The organism is Ignavibacteriota bacterium (genome assembly GCA_016212665.1).
GTDB lineage: Bacteria > Bacteroidota > Ignavibacteria > UBA10030 > SZUA-254 > FW602-bin19.
On sequence record JACREZ010000002.1, the window covers coordinates 90915 to 111111 of the forward strand.

Here is a 20197-nt window from a genome sequence, read left to right on the forward strand (position 1 = left end):
CAAAGCAATCTATTTTTTAAATGAATCATTGGACGACTGTTTTATTTAGTTTACTTTTTATCAGCATCTTCCTCCTCGAACAACTGTATTTGTTCAAACGGGTGAGACGGTATTTTATTGAAAAGAAAACGAAGCGATGGCAAGTGAACCTTGCTACATCGTTGTTCTTCGTTTTCAATTTACCGTTGCTTGCTATAGCTATTTGGAGACCTCAACTTTCAACTTTACCCTACTGGTTTATTTATTTCGGGGTCATGCCGTTTTACATCTGGCATGCCTCGACATTTTTTATTTTTCTGTTTTTGATGATTGGGAAATTGCTCAAACTTCCGATTGTTTCAACTGTTTGGCTTAAACGGAAAATCAAGAACGTACAATCAGAAGATTTACCTGCTGAGCACACAAAATTTCCATATAGTTCAGATAGACGGTTGTTTCTGCAACGAGGAATCGTCGTACTTTCAGGAGCAACATTTACAGGCGCGATGTACGGAACACTACGTCGTAACAGTTATGAAATTGTCAACGAGACAATTTCAATAAAAAATCTTCCCAACGTGTTCAATGGATTTACCATAACACTCATCAGCGATGTTCATTCAAGTGTGTTTATGTCGAAAGAGCGGATGAAAGAATACGCGGAGATTGTTAACTCCTTGGAATCCGATTTGATTTTGGCAACCGGCGATTTTGTCACGATGCAATTGGATGAAGTGTATCCTTTTGCAGAAGCATTTTCTGTGTTGAAAGCAAAGCATGGAGTGTATGGCTGTCTTGGCAACCACGACTTTTATACGCGAGAGGTAACGAAAGTTGCACATGAAATCAATTCATGCGGAATCACTCTACTCAGAAACAACAGTGTGAAGATCGAAATGAATGGCGAGTTGTTATACCTTCTCGGTGTTGATGACATCGGAACGAACAAGCAAGCCGACTTTGCCATCACACAGGCAATGCGGAATGTAGACAAGCCCGGTTCAAAGATTCTGATGTGTCATCGCCCCTATTTCTTTGAAGTTGCCAAGGAACGAGGAATTGATGTTACGTTCAGTGGGCATACTCACGGAGGACAGGTCGTCTTCTTCCGCTCAAGTAACAATGTTATCTCACCCGCACGAATGGCTTCTCCTTACGTGTCAGGTCTCTATGCACTCGGCGATTCAAAATTATATGTGAACAGAGGATTGGGAACGGTGGGAATTCCAGTAAGATTGAATTGTCCCCCTGAGATTACGAAGATTACACTCGCAAGTGCATAAGCTAATAGACTCTACCTTGATTTCTGATTCTGCCTACTATAGAATTTTTTTCCAACCCGATCAATATGTTCACGTAAATCTGAGTTGCTGATTTTACTATAATCTGTTACATCAAAATGATAAGGCAAGAGCGTGTCTTCGTTAAGTTGAAAACTAATTGAAACTATCGTATTGTAAGTAAGTTGATTTCCCTTTAATGCAATGTCGACATCACTACCGGAACGATAATTTCCTTTTGCTCTGCTTCCGTAAATAACCGCTTCATCAACTTCTGGAAATTGCTCTAACACTTCAAGAATATTGGAAGTATCCTGTTCCGACAATCCAACGTCTACGTTCACGGTTGTAAGGCTTTCAATGAATTGAAGAGGGATAATAGCAATGCAAAATAGTTTTGGCGGATGCTCATTTCAATTTCTGTTGCGGCTCTCTCGTCGTACGCATGTGAAGTAAGGTTTCTGTTCTCTAATAATTGTAGCCAACTTCTTCCGTCCTGAATCAACCCTATTTCAAATCCTTTTTTGATTGCTGCTCTGGGAGTTTTAACATCCGCGAATCCTTGTTCTTCAAGATAATCCTTGAGAGTATTCCATGCGAGTTCAAAGCTCATTTCAAAGAACTGAATCAAACCGGCTTTTTGAATTATATCCGGCTGTGAAATATTCAGTGCATCTTCCAGATGCCCAAGCGCTTTCTCAAAGTTATTCAGGCGTTGTTGCCATCGTATGTCTTGGTTCTTCATTTTTATCTATGGATATGTTGAATTATGCCATGAAATTACGAAGACATTTTGAAATCCCCAATAAGTTTACTTCTTCTGTATAATATTGTTTGTTGTACAATTGACATCCAACAACAGTTGCCCTGCCTGAGAAACTTTCACCCAATATGCCTTACAAGGCTGAAGAACATCAGATTCGATATAGCCGGAATCAAACTGATAAAAAGGAGATTCAATTGTTGTTCCTATCGGTTGAATGCAAACAGGCGGAACAGCAGAACTAATCATACCTATCAAATTCCATCCGGCATCTACCTCAATTGAATCCCTTGAAACAGCGTCTCCAAATATTCTGACAGAATCAGCAACGGGAAATTTTTTCCAGTATCCATAACCTACGAACAATGTTTCTGACTGAATATATCCGTTGAAAAATCCGTAGGCAGGCGAACCTTCGGGCAAAACGACAGCAACTCTTCGTGATGGATATAATGGATTCGAAATCATATTCCATCCTGCCGAAAAAATACAATCAACGCCGAACACATTTCCGAAATTAATTCCGGTTTGAACGGTGTATGGTCCGATTGTAATTGAATCAGGATTGGTTGTTGTTTGGTTCCATCCGACTTGCTGAACTTCGCTGACAAGATACTTCCCTTCAATCAGGTTTGTAAATGAATAGTTACCCAATGAATCCGTTTGAGTCGTGTCATTCATAGCGCCGGATAAAACGATACTCCAATTCTCCAATCCGCTTTCATTACCATCCAACACGCCGTTCGCGTTCGTGTCATTAAATTTCATCCCGGAGATTGTTGGAATAATTGCCGAGAAATACGCGGCGATGGAATGATTCGAGGTTACATTTGTAAATGTAAAACTATCGAGCGAATCTACGTTGGATTCATCAACGAGAAGACTATCGAGTTGATAGCCTTTGTTCGGCGTAATGGTAAATTGTTGGTCATCACCGTAATTGATTGTTACCGTATCCGACGGAGAAATATTACCGCCTGTACTTGCTGTTGCAACGATGATAAATGATTGAAGTTTATTCCCGAAATCAAACCCACTTGTATCTTGACCTATTCCTAACACAATCGAGTAGGAATCTGTCACGGGTAACGTTCTATCCCAACCTGCACGCTGTTCTTCTCGAACGGAATATGTTCCAGCCGGAAGTTCAGTGAACAAATAATTCCCGTTCACATCGGTCAGCGTCGTTTCACTTGCAGCACCTGAAAGATAGATGCTCCAATTCTCTAATACTCCATCAGTCTCATCTTTCGTTCCATTTCCATCAATATCATTGAAGACAAGACCGGAAATCCGTGCTGTACTTGTTGCCGTTGAATTACCGTTGACATTAATTGTTATCGCCCCGGTTTGCGTATCAGAACTGTTTACGACAATCGTTCCGGAATATGACTGGTTCCCTTGCCTTGGGATAAATCGAACAGTTGCATACAAATAACTATCGGCAGAAATTGTTGATGAAGGAAATGAAATCGAAAAAGCAGAATCAGATGAAACGGCAGAAGTTATTGTCAGCGAAGCCGAACCGGCATTGACAACTGCTAATTGAAAACTTGTTGTGTCATTTTGCGGTGTCGTTCCGAAATTAATTTGTGTTGATGGAATGACAAGTCGCGGTGAAGCTGTTACAGTTGCAGTTCCATCAAAATCAGAAATGCGGTCAACGAATTCCGGATGGTCAATAAACGGATTGCGCTTTCCTTGCACACTCGACTGAGCAACTGCATTATTACGATTGGTTTCTTTTGTCGAAACAGGGTCTTGTTTGTTCCAATTTCTGAAAACCGCTTCCTGATTCACACCGCTATTCGTCCAATACATTGCCCAATTCTGGTAGCGGATGATGAAGTAAAGCATCGCACGTGAAAGGTCGCCCTTATGTACATCGCGTGGTTCAAACACAATTGTGTTACTTGCATTTCTCCCAAGTTTAGAACCGCCAACCGACCAAGTAATATTTGAAACGACGACATCAAACGGATAATTACTGCGTTGATTATTCGCTGTTTCATCTGTAGGAAAGAGATGATTGATGTCAGCACGTTCCGGTTCTTGTTGACTGAATGTTGATTGGGGCCATGTATGCTCGGTGTTGAAATTGCCGTTGGTCTGCATATCATCGCGAGTTGTAACTGGAATTTGTCTGCCCGTGTACACACATTCAAGTTGACCACCTACCGGGTCAATTTCCAAAAACATTTTATCTCGTATTGTATTGTATCCCCGATTGGTGTGATTGATAACAAGATTTCTCAATGCAGTTTTCAGCGCCTCCCCTGAAAGTCCTTGAGTTGAACTGTAGTAAGTATCCGGATACTGTTTTGTTCCGGAAAGAGTGAGCGCCAAATCTCCTTGCGTGCCTGATACCTTTATAACTCCTACATCCTGATAACTCAGATTATGCTTTGAATAAAAATAGACCCACACACGCGAACTATCATGCGCTTGAATGGTGAACTGTGTATCCCGGACAGAAAATACCGTGTCGTGCGTATTAATATCGTTTATGGAAACAGTAGTATCGTTGCTGTTCCATATCCAAAAAGATAAACTGTCGGTGTTTGCTGTACTTTTGTTGCCGAAACTCAAAGATGTCACGGAAAGTGAAACCTGAGCATCTGCATCAAAAACAAAGAAAAATAGGAGAAAGAGCGAAAAAGTAATCTGCTGGTAATATTTCATTCGGTTGTTCAGTTATGATTTCTGAATGAAATATAATGATAAATGAAATGAAATAATATGGCGCAGGACAAGTAAAAATAAAGCCCCCTGTCTTTGTTCTGATCTGCGGGGGCGACAGATTGCCTTTTCAAATTGAAAAGTAGAGTATACACGTAGGATGGCTATCGAAATCTGTGGAACCATCCTACACGACAAAGACCTGCGTTATGTTACCTTCCACAGATTAAACCTATTTTGCTTTTGTTATTTAGAAATAAACAGACACACCTACTTTTACGCCATCATTTGAAAACCCTATCATACGGTTTCTTGTAACAACTTCTCTCGATAGACTTACAACATATATTTTGTATTGTGAATAAGAAAAATAAAGATACGCTCCGTACTCGCATGTCAAACTAATTTGTCTATTGACAAGCCATTCTACCCCTAAATATCCTGAAGGTCCAAATTTTATCGTCTCTCTTGAGTAGCCTTCTACATCTGTACCCCAAGCATGTTGATAATCAGTTCGTCCTCCTATTCCATAGTAGCCACGGAATTTCTCATTGTTATTAAAATAATTCTGCTTTGATAACGTCAGATATACACTAAGCCTCGAATCATCATTTTCTTGAACGGAATAATCCGAGTATCGTATTTCCTCGCCTTCTGTATGACTCCCACTCAAACCTATTCCCATGCGCCAAGCAGATTCATTATTGATCATCTTTTTTATTGATAGTAACGAACCATCAAACGATGAAATTTGCAAATAACCTCCAAGTTGGAAGGACAAAGCTAACTTCCCTTCCATATCTAAACCTTGAGTAGTATCGGTTTGCCCAGAAGAAGAACCGACAAAGCAAAGAACAGAGAGAAATATTGCAATTAACTTAAGGGATTTCATATTACTCCTTTCTTGAAATTGATTTTTTTGATAATGTTAACTAGAAAATCTTATTCATTTCGCTTTTGCTATCGCATACCCGAACGTAAAATTCACTCTCGTTCCTTTCGGGCTTGTCGAGATGGAAAGATTGACGGGGATGTTGACATCTCCGTACATAAAATTTTTGCCGATACCAACCATCAACGCTGAGTGCGAAATCATTCCGCTTCCAAGCATGATATTTGGTCCCAAGCCAAGTTCATATCCATCGAATGTTCGAAGTCCCATAACAAGCGCAATGTTTGGATAAAACACTCCCTGCTCAACTCCGGAAACCATCGCGCTGAATTGTACAAGAAACGTTGGCGCTTCGCTTTTCGGAATGACCTGATACTCAAACAACCAACCAAACTGACTTATCAATCTTCCAAGGTTTTTGCCCTTGAATGATTGAGTTAATTCACCGTTGTCGGCAATGTAGGTCAAGCCCAAACGTGGTCCGCCCAAATTTCGTTCGACAAATGTGGTTTTATGAATCGAATCTGATTGGGCAAAAATATTTATTGTAAGAACAAGAACCATTGATGGAAAAAGAAGGAATTTTTTCATTGTAGTTCTCCATGTTGTGGTCGGGAATATTCTTCCCTTCCGTGTTATGTGAATGCGAGCGTTGTACTGAAAATCTTATGCTGTTACTTTTTGTTTGCTGTGCCGGAATCCATAGAAGAAATATACCGCCGCTCCGATGAGTAACCAGACTCCAAACCGAGCCCAAGTAACCCACGGTAAACCGAGCATCAAATATAAACACATTCCGATGCCGAGCAACGGTACGAGCGGAACCCAAGGCGTTTTGAATGAGCGACGTCTGTTCGGATCTTTTTTTCTTAAGATTAACACACCGAGACAAACAAGCATGAATGCGAAGAGAGTTCCGATATTTGTGAGTTCGACAATCTCATTTAAATTGGCAAAACTTGAAAAGACTGCAACAGCAACTCCAGTCCAAATTGTTGTAACATGAGGTGTTTTATATTTCGGATGAACTCTGGCAAATATTTTTGGCAGCAATCCATCGCGGGACATGGCAAAAAATATTCTCGGCTGACCAAGTTGAAAGACAAGGAGAACGGCTGTCATCGCCACGACTGCACCGAAGGAAACAATTCCCGCCGCCCAATCAAGTTGCAGGTACGATAACGCGGCGGCAAGCGGGTCAGCAACACCAAGTTGGTTCCACGGAATGATGCCGGTAAGAACGGCGGCTGTAGCGACATAAATCAATGTGCAAATAAACAGCGACCACAAAATTCCCCTCGGCATATCTTTCGCGGGATTTTTACATTCTTCTGCCGCAGTGGAAATTGCATCGAACCCGATGAAGGCGAAGAAGATTAAACTCGCTCCCGTCCACACACCTGTCAATCCGTTCGGAAAGAATGGAGACCAGTTTTCGGGCTTGACATACATCGCGCCAACTCCGATGAAGAAAAAGAGAATGACGATCTTCAGAATCACCATAAGATTATTCACTCGTGCCGATTCTTTTACTCCTATGACAAGAATCCATGTAACGAAGCCGACGATAGTAAATGCCAGAAAATTGAATACGATGGGAATTCCAAGAAATGTGGGATGATTCAAAAACGCTTCGTACGCCAGCGAGTTTGCCGGATTCGGTGCGCCCTCAATTGCAACGGCACTCGCCGCTTGAACCGCCGAGCGATAGTCAACAGAAATCCATGCAGGAATATGAACTCCCATGCCGTCGAATAATTGATGAAAGTACGCCGCCCATGAAATTGCAACGGCAACATTTCCAATAGCGTATTCGATAATCAAATCCCAGCCGATAATCCATGCAATAAGTTCACCGAGTGTTGCATACGAATAAGTATATGCGCTTCCTGAAATCGGAACCATCGAAGCAAACTCAGCATAACACAACGCACAAAAAGCACAAGCAACGGCAGTAATCAAAAAAGAAACCATCACACCGGGACCGGCGCCGAGATGGTCTGCGCCACCGGCGGCGGCAGTTCCGACGACTGCAAATATTCCCGTGCCGATGATTGCGCCGATGCCAAGCATCAGCAAATCGAAAACACCAAGCGTTCGTTTTAATTGATGCTGTGGTTCTTCAGTGTCTTTGAGAATTGCATCGAGACTTTTTGTACGAAAGATATGATTGAACATGTTAAATTAGATTGATAAAAGAAATTGAACCGCAGAAACGCGGAGAACACAAAGTTGATTCACAAAGATTCTGAAGGTTGTGCTTCGTCTGTTTCAGGAGTTGCTTGTTGTTCGAGCAATGTCTTGGCTTCTTCGAGATTTGTTTCATCAACAAAAAGTTTTACTCCTTTTACATAGTCCATGTATTGTAACATTCCGCCAGCATCATCACTTGAAATTAACGACTCAATTCCTGCGGCAGATAATGTTGCTTGCGCAAGTTGAGCATCCATTTGACTGGAATATGTTTCGATGGGAACAAGATTCCGTTCTTCGTTGTGGTTTTCCATTGTGTTATTCCTTTGGTTGTTCTTTGTAAAGTTGTCCCATTATCGCACCAACGATAAAGACAACAGAAGAATAATAAATCCAGACGATGAAAACAAGCATAAACGCGTATGTTCCATATAATTTTGTGAACGAATGAAACTGTGCCAGATACCATCCGAACAGTTTCCCGGCGCCAATCCACATAATTGTTGTTGCAATGGCAGAAATGATTCCTGTTTTCGTGTTTACACCATAATCGGGAACAAAACGGTACAGGATGAAAAACATGAGGAACGTCAGAAAGATAGAAACGGCAGAAGGGACAAAATCCAAAACTGCTTTCAAATCAATCCTGCCGAAGGATGGAACTTCATGCACAAGCGATTCGGCAACCGACATCAACCACGGGAAAATACTTGTCACAATAAACAACACACCGACGATGACAACCCAGAGCAAATCTTCAAGAATTGTCAGGATGACAAGTTTGGATGATTTGCTTCGGTAAATTCTGTTTAGAATTGTTCGCGTCGCGCTGAAGAGCGATGTTGCAGTCCACAGTAAAATTCCCATCCCGATTAAACCGTACGATGTTTTATGATTCATCGTGTCTTCCATTACTTGTTGAATCGTTTCTTTGATAGTGAGCGCGTATGGCTCGGAGGGAAACGCTGTGTTCAACACTTCGTTCAGTTGTTTCAATGCGAGTTCATCGGAACTGAGAAAAATGCCGAGCAATGAAGTCAGCAACAACAGCAACGGAATCAAACAGAGAATGCCATTGAACGACAAACCCGAAGCCATAAAGAGAATATCTTCCTCTTTGAACCGAAGATAGACTCCTTTGATGTAGTACCAAATTGATTTCAGTATGTTCAGAAATATTTTCATCAGGAGAAAATCAATAGCCGTGCATATTTTACCATAAGACTTTTCGCTCCGACACTTTCAAACAACACAACTGCTTTCATCATATCCCCTTTTCCGGAAATACTCAACGTCCTTCCCCGACCAAACTCTTCATGCTCAACGATGCTACCGACACGCAAACCTTTTGAAACATCATTCATGCTCTCATAGTCGGGCATCGTGTCCGCAAATATTTCTCGTTCTTGTTGATAGCTTTTCTTTTTGTACGATGGCGAATAACTGTTTTCGTCTTTCCGTTGATGAAATCGCTTGAATGAGTTATAGGCTTCAACACCCTTCCCCTGAATTTCCGAAATAAAACGGGAAGGAGACTGAAACGTAACATCACCGAAACGATAACGACTACGGGTGTATGTAAGATAAAGTTTCTTCATCGCTCTCGTAATACCGACATACAACAACCGACGCTCCTCTTCGAGTTCATTTTCTTCAACTTGTGAAGAATAAAATGGAAGCAATCCTTCCTCAAGTCCGGAAACAAAAACAACGGGAAACTCCAATCCTTTCGCGCTGTGCAGTGTCATCAGCGTAATCGCATTGTGTTTATCTTCCCATTGGTCAACATCAGAAACGAGCGCAACTTCTTCAAGAAACTGTTCGAATGTTGCTTCCGGATGTTCGTCCTGATATTCTGAAATTGCCGAAAGCAACTCCTGCACATTTTCCCATCGAGCCATAGATTCCGGTGTTGCTTCTTCCTTAAACATTTTCAGCAGACCGATTTCATCAACAAATGCACGGGAGAATTCGCTCATCGAAACTGCGTTCTCGAGTTCGGTATATTTCTTAATCATCTGAGAAAATTGATTCGCTCCCGATTTAGCACGAGGACTTAGTTTCAGATTCTCTTTTGAACGATGAACACTTTCGAGCAAAGAAATATTATTCTGAACTGCAAACTCCTTGATGTTCCCGAGCGCTACATCACCAAGTCCCCGAACAGGGTAGTTGACGACACGTAATAAACTTTCCGTGTCTTGCGGATTAACAACTACGCGAAAGTACGCAAGCACATCTTTGATTTCTTTCCGTTGATAAAAAGCCACACCGCCAACGATGACATACGGAATACTGTTTTTTCTCATTGCATCTTCAAGGGAACGTGACTGAGCATTCGTTCGATACAACACAGCAAAGTGTTTCAAATCTAACTTGAACCGTTGTGCATCGTTCGTAATCCGATTCACAATCTGACTTCCCTCTTCACGGTCATCAACACATTCAATGACATGAATCGGGTCGCCTTCGTCGTTGTCTGTCCAAAGTGTTTTGTGAATTTGTCCTTGATTATGTTTGATAAGACGGTCAGCCGCTCCGAGAATAAACTTTGTCGAGCGGTAATTCTGTTCAAGCCGGAACGTTTTGGCGTTCGGATAATCTTTTTGAAAATCGAGGATGTTTCTGATATCGGCTCCCCGAAACGCATAGATACTCTGTGCATCATCCCCAACGACACAGATGTTCTTGTATTTCTCCGCAAGCGTTTTCAGTAAGATGTACTGAACATGATTCGTATCCTGATATTCATCAACGAGAATGAAGCGAAACCTGTCCTGATATTTTTGTAAAGCATCGCTATGCTGATGGAAGAGAGTAATCGGTTTGAGAAGTAAATCATCAAAATCCATTGCATTGCTTTGAAGAAGTTGCTTCTGATACTCAGCAAAAATGACCGTTGTTTTTTCTTCATACATTGAACCGGCATATCTGCCAAACTCGTCCGGCGTTACAAGTTGGTTCTTCGCTTTGCTAATGGACGATTGAATCGCATTCGGATTGAACTGTTGAGTCGAAATCCCCATCGAATTCATAATGCGTTTGATGAGACTGACGCTATCGCTGTCATCATAAATCGAAAAGTTTTTCTCGAAGCCAATCTTCGTACACTCGGAGCGGAGAATTCTTGCAAAGACGGAATGGAAAGTCCCCATCCACAACGAATGACTTTTTTCTCCGACAATTTTGTGAATGCGTTCCTTCATTTCGTTTGCGGCTTTGTTCGTGAATGTCAGTGCGAGAATCTGGTACGCCGGGACTCCGATGGAAAGCAAATGCGCAATGCGATACGTGAGGACTCGTGTCTTACCGCTTCCAGCACCGGCAACAATCAGGACCGGACCATCTAACGCTTTTACAGCATCTCGCTGTACCGGATTTAATTCTTGAAGAAAAGTCATTGAGTTCGATTTTGTGTGTGCAATGATAGGCAAATGTGATGAATTGTCAAAGAAGAATTTCAAAAAAAAGACCGAACAATAGTCCGGTCTGAAAATTTCATTGTTGGTTTTTGAAACCAATCAAAGCATAATTGCGCCTTCGAGGCGAAGTAAAAATTCTTTTGTCTTAATTCCTGCTCCATAACCGACGAGCGAACCGTTTGAACCGAGAACCCGATGACACGGAATAACAATCGGCAGTGGATTCGTAGCATTCGCCCGACCAACTGCCTGAAACGCTTGCGGCGCTTTTACTCGTTTTGCCAATTGTTTGTAGGAGATTGTTGTTCCGTACTCGATCTTCATTAATTCTTTCCAGACACGAATTTGAAACGGCGTTCCGAGCATATCGTATTGGAGTTTGAACTTTGCAAGTTTCCCGTCGAAATACCTCGTGAGTTGGTCAATCACTTCTTTGTTTCTCGAACGGTTATCAATGACAGCATCAAGATTAATATGTTCATCAATCCAGTTGATAAAATCTTTTCTGTTTTCCTTCGGAAGACTGATTTTACAGACTCCCTGTTCTGTTGACGCAACATAAATTTTCCCGATGCGGGAATCAAATGAAGTACAAAACACTTTCGTGATTGTACGAACTGACGGAGATTCGAATTCTTTGTTTTCTGCTTTCATCTTCTTTCGAATCAACGTGGATAGTGGAGCAACTTCGGTTGCAACGAGAGTATCAGAAACCATAAATTAGCAGACACTGTAACTGCGATAAAATCATGTAAATATTTCTTGCTCAAAGTACGGAGAACAAGACAACCGTTTGCCCCGGTTGTATCAGTCAAAAAATAAAAATTGAAAAATGATTGGAGAGATTTTTTTTCGAGAGCCACACACTCTTCGTTCGCGCATAAACGCGGGCTAAGTATAACCAGAATCAACTACAAAAACAAGGGTTAAATCCTTTTCCAGAAAATATTTTTCTTGACATTGTCTTATGCAGTGGTTTGAAAAATTGAAAGAACATTTTCAGAAAAATGCCCGCACTTCTGCCTGCGCGGTATGTACCGGTTCCCGCTCTCCCTCGACCCTTCCTTCGTAGTGTAAGTTCGCCTGAAGAAATTGAGTCAACCGGTAATCCGATTGAAGACGCAGAAGCCAGGTTTTCCCCGCGACCCTGCCGGAAGTCAATTCAAACGGAATAAAAGTGAGTGAATTGCTTAATACCGCTTCTTCCCGAATAAATTCCACCTTCATTTGTCCGGCTTCCTCAAACGAATAAATAATTCGGATTGATTGTTCGTTCAGGTCGGCATTGTCCTTACCATAGTTCGTAGCAGAACCAACTCCGAACTTCATTCCAAGTTCAAGTTCCTGTCTCGGACGATATGAAAAATCAGAACTTAGCAGCGTTGATGTAATGTTTCTCATTCGACTGCTGAATTGATTAGCAAGCAAATTATCGTCCTTCACAACATAATCAGTCTGGTTGGATATTTCCTTCAACAAAGCAAATCGTAACCTGATTGCCCGCTCACGTGTATAGGTCAATTCGTTTTGAGTTGCCAACTGAGTCAAACCCTTTCGTTGGCTGTATCTTAATCGAACGGAGAATTCCGATTGATTTTCAAACAAATAGAAATCGTTTGAAAAGTAATTGCTCCCTGTGATTGTGGTTTGTTCGTTTAGAAATCTCTCCAATTTCATCAAGTACAGTACTGATTTATCAGATTCCGTACTCCGCTCTTCAACACGGAAATAGGTTTCGTTTGAGAGTGCTGAGAGGAAATTCGACTTACCAAAAAGTCGTGACCCATTCCCCCTGAACCGAACGCTTGATTTCACCTCTGTTACAGGAATATATTCTTGAGATGGATAGAGAAAGGCAATGTATTCTCCGTCAAATCTCGTCGGCTGGAAGTCCGGTTCGTCCACAATTCTGTTTTGATTGACATCCCCTGCGTACATGTAATTTCCTGACCCTTTGGCAACTCGCTGGAAGATTCGTTCCATTTTGGCAGTCCGCTCTGAGGCGACTTCATAAAACCAATCTGTCTCAATTCCCCTCTCGAAAGGATTGTACTTCGTTTGCCATCGAATAAGGAAAGCATCATCCGTTTGATTATTCAATTTTTCTTTCTGATTTCTTACCGTTAAATCAATCTTGGAAGTGAATGAACTCCAATCGGTTAACTCCCATCCATAATGTTGTACAAATATGTTTGAAGTAGGAATGATAGACGAAGACTTCAGAGAATCCAGCACTCTCCAACCCAATGCTGCCTTCAATGACATCCGCCAGAGATTCTTCAACGAAACTGATGGACCGAAATCAACAAGCCGGTAACTTCCCCACTGAAGCGAATCACTTACATTATCCTTCATCTGCTTGTTTTCCTGTTCGATTTTGAACGAAGCAGTAACATCATCTGAGAAATTGTATGACGAATTCCCTTGCTGTTTTAACCACCAACCGTTTGAGGAATTGAAATTGTTCTTGCTCCAGACATTTTCAACTTGATAATTGACAGAAGGAGATTTTACACCGTTTAACCCAACTCCGGCAGAGAAGCGCTTCGAGGAGAAATCGCCTTTGGACATCGTTCCGTAACTTCCGAGTAACATCGTTTGTTCTGCGGGACGATAATTCAATTTCGCTTCCCGGATTTTTTCCTCTCCGCCAATTCCTTCTGAAGACCATTTTCTGTCAAATTCAATTTCATTGAATCTGTCTAACGTGTTGAAATTGCGAGCGATGAATCGTTCGCTTAGGGATATAGCCATTGAGCCGAAGTTTGTATTTCCAACAAGTATTTCTTTTGGTTGAAATTCAAACAGAAACTTGTAAGCATTCCCATCATTCATGTCATCATCAAGCGAGGAGAACCTATTTCTATCAAATACAGAATGTGAAAACTCTCCTGAAAACTGAACTGATTCAACGGGCTTTGCTTTTATTGAAACATCAAGCATCGAATGTTGCTCCGGCAAAGGAAGCAATCGAATCGGCAAATAACTTCCCTTCGATATTCCAACAAAATTATAGTTTCCGACAGAAACCTTTTCGTAATCTCCGTTGCCGGAACCGACGAAACTGAACGTGACCAAATACAAAGCATTCAAAGTATCAACCGGCTCGAAACGATAAAGCAAATAGGGAATATTTGTTTGAGTATTAGCCGAATGGGCGAACGTATCAATTCGTACATAATTCCCCTTCCCCGCTCCTACAGAATCAATTCCTGAACGGTATGCAGAAAGCGGATTACCTCCTGCTTGTTCAAGAACTCCTTTGTCCGTTTCGCTGAACACCAAATCCACAGGGGAGTCATGGTCATCCGATTCTTTAGCAAACGAAAAACCGATACTGTATTTATCTTTCAGAAACTTACTTTCAACCTGCGTTGCCAGTAAAGAACGATTGTATCTTCTATCGTTGTATTCAAAGTCAATGGTAATTCTGGAGGCATGAGAAATGAGTCGCTTTGTAGTAAATGTTACTTCGCCCGTTCCATATTCGATTGTGTAATCATTCAGTTCTCCCCGCGTCATCTGTTCTCCGTTAATATATACGCGTTCGCTCCCGGCAATGACAATGATTTCCTGTTCACCGTTTTTGCCTTGTAATCTGTACGGACCCTGAACGCTATTCAAACCAATAAACGAGATGGAATGATACTTTCCTCTTGTCGTTGCTCCTGCCACCAATATCGTTCCATTGGAAAAACCGGTTCGGTAATTTGCATCAAGTTTCCCACCTTGTAACTTTCTTGTAAAGGAAGCGAACTCACTCCCCTCGACATTAAAATTGAAATCACCAAGCGTAGCGCTAACATTTTTACTTCTCAACTCGACAAAGACTTTGTCCACCTCCTGAAGCGTTTGCGTTGTTCCTTCCGGTTGAATCGGAGAATTTTCATCCGTCAGTGCAGCAATGACTTCAATATCGTCGGAGAGATTTCCTGCCATTTGCAAACGAAATCCGGAATTCAATGACAAGTCCCTGTTCGAGCCGATTGTCAATCCACGAACAATGCTTCCGCTTTTTTGCAGATTTGATTTCCCAAAGACATCATTGAACGAAAACGGCTCTTCCACTTTCTTCACCACAGACTGAACCTTTTTTAAGGAATCAACTTCCCTTACCAATTCCCGGTGCCGATACTTTTCCTTAAATGAAACCGGAAGCGCTTTGTACAAAATTTCAATTTTATGTGTTTTTGTTTGATTTGATGAATCGCGAGCATTCAATTTCACGATGCCAAAACGTTCATCCAACTGATAATCTTCGCCTCGAACGAGTTTTAATGAATCGAGGAACACAACTTCACTCCCATGAACGATGAACTGACGAGAAAGTTGGACAATAAATTCATGCCTTGATAAAGTGAACGATTCTTTATATAACGAGTCACTTCCCAACCAATCTTGCTGAGCATTCAAAGAAAAGAATACCAAAACACAAAGCCCGAAACATAAAATAATTATGCGCTTTCGATTCATTGAATGACTGTATCTCTCTGATTATCCGTTTGAATTCGTATTTGGTTCATCGCTGACAATTGTAAAGAAAAAGCACGCCTTCTCCAAAGGAAAATGATTGTTTTTATTCAAGGGCTTTGGTATCTTTGGCAGATTCTTTTAACGAACAACGACTCAGTCTAAAAGATGCCGCTCGTCCGTCTTTTTTCCACAACCCGAAAGTGAAGAAGTGAAACAGCCAATTCTCCGATTTGCATTATCATCAATATTTCTTTTGTTCTTCACCTCATTTCTGTATTCTCAAACTTACCTCTCCAATTATACTCGATACACAGTCAACAATAATACGGTTCAGGTTTTTGCCGGTTCTGCGTCAGTAAAATTCTTTTCGATTAAAAGTTACATCCTTCGTGTAGAATATCTTCCGGATTCAACTTCTCAATCCGACTCTTCCTTTGTAGTAATAAAAAGTACAGTCGGAATTGTGCCGACAATTACAGAAACTGATTCGTTGCTTACTATTGACCTTGCCGAAATAATAATACAGTGCAAGAAATATCCCTTACGGTTTTCTTTTTATAATTCAATGAATAAACTCCTCCTCTCTGAACCTGCTTCTGGCGGACTATCAAGGCAAGGAGAGAAGCGAATTGCCGGTTTTAATCTTACAACCAATGACCATTTCTATGGAACCGGTGAACGAGGAACGCAACTCGATAAACGGGGACTTTCGTTCGAGTCATACAATGTTGCAATCGGCGGTTATCAAAACGCCTTGCCAAACATGAACGCGAACATTCCGTTTCTTGCAACATCAAACGGCTATGCTTTATATTTTGATAATACGTATCGCGGGCATTACGATTTAGGAAAAACAAATTCCTCAATCTTTACATACACAGCTGACGGAGGCGAACTAACTTATTATCTCATCGCAAAAGAAACTGTTTCTAGACAACTTGACAAATTTACTTGGCTCACCGGTAATCAGCCGCTTCCTCCGAAATGGGCGCTTGGTTTTATTCAATCCAAATATGGTTACAGAAATGAAACGGAAGCCCGTTCGATGATTCAAACAATGAGAGATAAACAGATCCCATGCGATGCAATCATTCTAGATTTGTATTGGTTCCAACACATGGGCGATATCAGTTGGAAATCTTCAGCGTTTCCCAACCCATTTCAAATGATGTCTGATTTTCTTGGGCAAGGAATAAAAACGATTGTCATTACCGAGCCGTACATTATTGAGCCTTCATCAAACTACAGCGCGGCGGCAAGCAATGGGTATCTCGGAAAATTCTCTCAAAATGGTTCACCGTTTGTCCTTGCAAATTGGTGGTCGTGTAATTGCAACGCGTACTTGCTTGATTTAACAAACCCTGCCGCACAACAATGGTGGTGGAACAAGCACCCGGCATTTTTCGGAAATGAACTTGCCGGAATTTGGACTGACCTCTGCGAACCGGAACGTCATCCCGATTCGATGTATCATTACTTGGGAAAAACTCCGAAGGTTCACAATATCATGAATCTTCTCTGGGCGAAAACTCTGTACGAAGGATTCAATTCATTCAGACCGAACCAGCGCTTCTTCAATCTCACTCGTTCGGGATTTGCAGGTATTCAACGCTACGGCGTTTCGATTTGGTCTGGTGATGTTTCCCGGACATTCGGCGGACTTGCCGTTCAACTTCCGATGATGTTGAATATGGGAATGTCAGGAATCGTGTATCATAATTCCGACATCGGTGGATTTTGTTGCGGCACAACCACGCCCGAATTGTACGTACGATGGATGCAGTACGGAACATTTTGTCCCATCACCCGCGCACATGGAGTTGACCAACCGACCGAGCCGTGGGGCTACGGAAGCGAAGCAGAAGCAATCAGTAAAAAGTATATCGAACTCCGGTATCAACTTCTTCCCTATATCTATACGCTTGCAGAACTCAATAGCAAAACCGGTTATCCTTTAGCCTATCCATTATTTTTTGATGACATGACAGATGCAAATCTGACAAATGAAAGTTCTTCGTATATGTGGGGAAGTTCGATGCTGGTTTCTCCTGTGGTTCAAGCAGGTCAAACATCAAAAAATATTTATCTCCCCAAGGGAGGTTGGATTGATTTCTGGACGGATAATTTTTATTTCGGCAAACAAACAATCACGATTCAAACGCCTCTCGAAACGATGCCGATATTTGTGAAAGCAGGAAGCATCATTCCGATGCAATTCCCGATGAACTACACCGATGAACGTCCGCTCGATACGCTTCGACTTGCAGTCTATCCACATCCAACAACCGATTTTCAATTTACCAATTCCATGTATGAAGACGATGGAAAGACATTAGAATATCAGGATGGAAGTTTTGCAAAGACAGAATTCTCTCAGGAACTCACCACATCCGGCTCGGATACAATTCTCACTCTCACAATCAATCCGACGAAAGGAACATACACAGGAAAACCGACACATCGTGTTTATTTATCTGAAATTCATTTGATGAAGAAACATCCGGTTGATATAACAATGAACGGGACAACTGTCAATGAAAAATACTCATACGTTGCACTGCGACAAGGAAACGATGGATATTATTACGATACACTCAAGAATATTCTTTACATTCAAACGCCGACAAATCCCGATAGCAGTTATGAGTTGAAAATTGAAAACGTCCGCTTAACCGGAGTTCTTGATTGGGATGCATCGGAGAAATCGTACGGTTTTCGATTAGAGCAGAATTATCCTAATCCATTTAATCCTTCGACAGTTATTCGTTATCAGTTATCCGTTAATAGTTTCGTGACCTTAAAAGTGTATGATATTGTAGGTAATGAAATTTCTATACTTGTTAATGAAAAAAAACAGCCGGGCGAATATCAAATAACATGGGATGCCTCAACACAGCCAAGCGGAATTTACTTCTGCAAGATGCAAACCGACAACTATCTTCAAACACAGAAATTAGTCGTTATCAAATAACTTCTGACTATTGATTACTCACAACTAACCACTCACCAATAACCTACAATGATAATCAATCCACACGAACACGAATACAATAACATCTACAAACTCCTCATCGGCACAGTCGTTCCGCGACCTATTGCTTTTGTCTCGACAGTCAGCGCAGAAGGAATCAGAAACCTTGCACCATTCAGTTTCTTCAATGCTGTTTGTTCCAATCCACCAATCATTCTTTTCTCGACTTCGATTCGGAAAGACGGAACACACAAAGACACCTACAGAAATGTTGTTGAGACGAAAGAGTTTGTCGTGAATATCGTTTCGGAAGAGATTGCAGAACAGATGAACAAATGCGCAACAGATGTTCCTCCCGATGTTGATGAATTTCTGCTTTCCGGTTTAACTCCAACTCCCAGCGACCTCATTAAACCGCCGCGAGTAAAAGAATCCAGCATCAGCATGGAGTGTACGTTAAATCAGATTATTCATTTCGGAAACCAGCCGGGCGGAGCCGCTACAATCTTCGGAGAAGTCCTCCGCTTCCACATCGCTGATGAATTGTTTAATAATTTCAGGATTGATGCAGAGAAACTGAATGCAATTGGGAGAATGGGCGGGGCTTTTTATACACGAACGAAAGATAGGTTTGAGCTGAGGAGAGTGTAGTTCATTGGTGTCAATCCAAAATATTGCTAATGCTTCACATGAAAATTTGCATGTACATTTTCTTTCACTTTGCCACTACCTTAAGGTAGTGGCAACAAGGAATTCCTTTATTTTTCCTTAATATTTTTTTGTTCATTTTTTGTCACTCTTTTGCATCTCCCCAAATCCAGATTTCTTCCTGAACTCCTCATCTTCCTCTGCATAAGTTTTAGTTCGATGATGTTCTTCCTGATTCAAAATGTTTGTTTTGATGATGTTTACAGAGTTGCTTGTAGACTCACTTGCCACTACCTTAAGGTAGTGGCAACAAGGATTTTGGTTCTCTTGCTTGCATTCATTTTGTCCCCTTATTTGTCTCCTTAAATCCAAATCTCTTCCTGAACTCATCATCTTCTTCTGCATAAGTTTTAGTTCGATGATGTTCTTCCTGATTCAAAATGTAATCCCTTACCTTCTGCGCCATTGACTCACTTACCGAAACTGCAAAATATTCATCCTGCCATTCAAAATATCCAGTTGAGAGATTATTCTCATTCACCCAGTGTGAGGATTCGCCTTTCAATAACATAGCTATTTTGGATAATGTTTGATCATGTTTCAAAACAAAAAGGGCATGAACATGGTCAACATAACCGCCAATCGTATCAAGAATAATCCCTTTATCATTTGCATTGGCGCGGATGTGGTCAAAAACCTTTTCCCGAAGTTCCTTGGTGAGAATTGGCTCTCGTTTTTTTGTTGACCATACCATATGAATTAATACTTTTGTAAAAGGCATAGGATTCTATTTTATACTCATTGAAAAAAATCGTTTTGTAATTATTCATTTTGTTATTATTGCCACTACCTTAAGGTAGTGGCAACTTTTCCAGACCAGAATTTATCCCAGAGCGT

General features: G+C 41.3%; 15 protein-coding genes. 3 read left to right on the plus strand and 12 right to left on the minus strand.

The features are described 5' to 3' along the window. Positions 1 to 20: 20 nt before the first annotated feature. Positions 21 to 1262, plus strand: a complete 1242-nt coding sequence (locus HY960_00515) for a metallophosphoesterase (GenBank protein MBI5214214.1) — start codon at positions 21 to 23, stop codon at positions 1260 to 1262. A gap of 11 nt (positions 1263 to 1273) precedes the next feature. Here the strand turns inward: HY960_00515 and HY960_00520 are convergent, their stop codons facing one another. The 11 genes from HY960_00520 to HY960_00570 all read right to left on the minus strand — a co-directional run bounded on the left by HY960_00520 (position 1274) and on the right by HY960_00570 (position 15681). Further along, positions 1274 to 1603: a nucleotidyltransferase domain-containing protein gene (locus HY960_00520; protein MBI5214215.1), complete on the minus strand. Its 330-nt coding sequence runs from the start codon at positions 1601 to 1603 to the stop codon at positions 1274 to 1276. Then, positions 1600 to 2004, minus strand: a complete 405-nt coding sequence (locus HY960_00525) for a nucleotidyltransferase substrate binding protein (protein MBI5214216.1) — start codon at positions 2002 to 2004, stop codon at positions 1600 to 1602. Before HY960_00525 ends, HY960_00520 begins: the two co-directional genes overlap by 4 nt. Positions 2005 to 2070: 66 nt before the next feature. Next, entirely contained in the window at positions 2071 to 4704 is a 2634-nt protein-coding gene (locus tag HY960_00530) for an endonuclease (GenBank protein MBI5214217.1), read from the minus strand. 247 nt (positions 4705 to 4951) lie between these two features. Next, positions 4952 to 5593 (minus strand): hypothetical protein, encoded by a 642-nt coding sequence (locus tag HY960_00535; GenBank protein ID MBI5214218.1) that lies wholly within the window; start codon positions 5591 to 5593, stop codon positions 4952 to 4954. A 54-nt stretch (positions 5594 to 5647) separates the two neighbouring features. Beyond that, the gene (locus tag HY960_00540; GenBank protein ID MBI5214219.1) at positions 5648 to 6184 is read right to left on the minus strand and encodes a hypothetical protein; all 537 of its coding nucleotides are present in this window, start codon (positions 6182 to 6184) and stop codon (positions 5648 to 5650) included. 75 nt (positions 6185 to 6259) lie between these two features. Next, positions 6260 to 7771, minus strand: coding sequence for an amino acid permease (locus HY960_00545; GenBank protein ID MBI5214220.1), 1512 nt, complete (start codon positions 7769 to 7771; stop codon positions 6260 to 6262). 59 nt (positions 7772 to 7830) lie between these two features. Further along, entirely contained in the window at positions 7831 to 8100 is a 270-nt protein-coding gene (locus tag HY960_00550) for a DUF2007 domain-containing protein (protein MBI5214221.1), read from the minus strand. Positions 8101 to 8104: 4 nt separating this feature from the next. After that, entirely contained in the window at positions 8105 to 8971 is an 867-nt protein-coding gene (locus HY960_00555) for a YihY/virulence factor BrkB family protein (GenBank protein MBI5214222.1), read from the minus strand. Next, positions 8971 to 11187 (minus strand): UvrD-helicase domain-containing protein, encoded by a 2217-nt coding sequence (locus tag HY960_00560; GenBank protein MBI5214223.1) that lies wholly within the window; start codon positions 11185 to 11187, stop codon positions 8971 to 8973. Before HY960_00560 ends, HY960_00555 begins: the two co-directional genes overlap by 1 nt. A gap of 120 nt (positions 11188 to 11307) precedes the next feature. After that, a complete protein-coding gene (locus tag HY960_00565) occupies positions 11308 to 11862 on the minus strand; it encodes a methylated-DNA--[protein]-cysteine S-methyltransferase (protein ID MBI5214224.1) in 555 nt (184 codons plus the stop codon). Positions 11863 to 12207: 345 nt separating this feature from the next. After that, the gene (locus HY960_00570) at positions 12208 to 15681 is read right to left on the minus strand and encodes a hypothetical protein (GenBank protein MBI5214225.1); all 3474 of its coding nucleotides are present in this window, start codon (positions 15679 to 15681) and stop codon (positions 12208 to 12210) included. A 208-nt stretch (positions 15682 to 15889) separates the two neighbouring features. On the opposite strand from HY960_00570, the gene HY960_00575 reads away from it, so the two are divergent. After that, positions 15890 to 18652, plus strand: a complete 2763-nt coding sequence (locus HY960_00575; protein MBI5214226.1) for a DUF5110 domain-containing protein — start codon at positions 15890 to 15892, stop codon at positions 18650 to 18652. Between the two features lie 48 nt (positions 18653 to 18700). Continuing rightward, the gene (locus HY960_00580) at positions 18701 to 19303 is read left to right on the plus strand and encodes a flavin reductase family protein (GenBank protein ID MBI5214227.1); all 603 of its coding nucleotides are present in this window, start codon (positions 18701 to 18703) and stop codon (positions 19301 to 19303) included. A 334-nt stretch (positions 19304 to 19637) separates the two neighbouring features. On the opposite strand, the gene tnpA is transcribed toward HY960_00580, so the two are convergent. Further along, complete coding sequence (gene tnpA, locus HY960_00585) at positions 19638 to 20081, minus strand: IS200/IS605 family transposase (GenBank protein MBI5214228.1); 444 nt, start codon at positions 20079 to 20081, stop codon at positions 19638 to 19640. Positions 20082 to 20197: the final 116 nt, after the last annotated feature.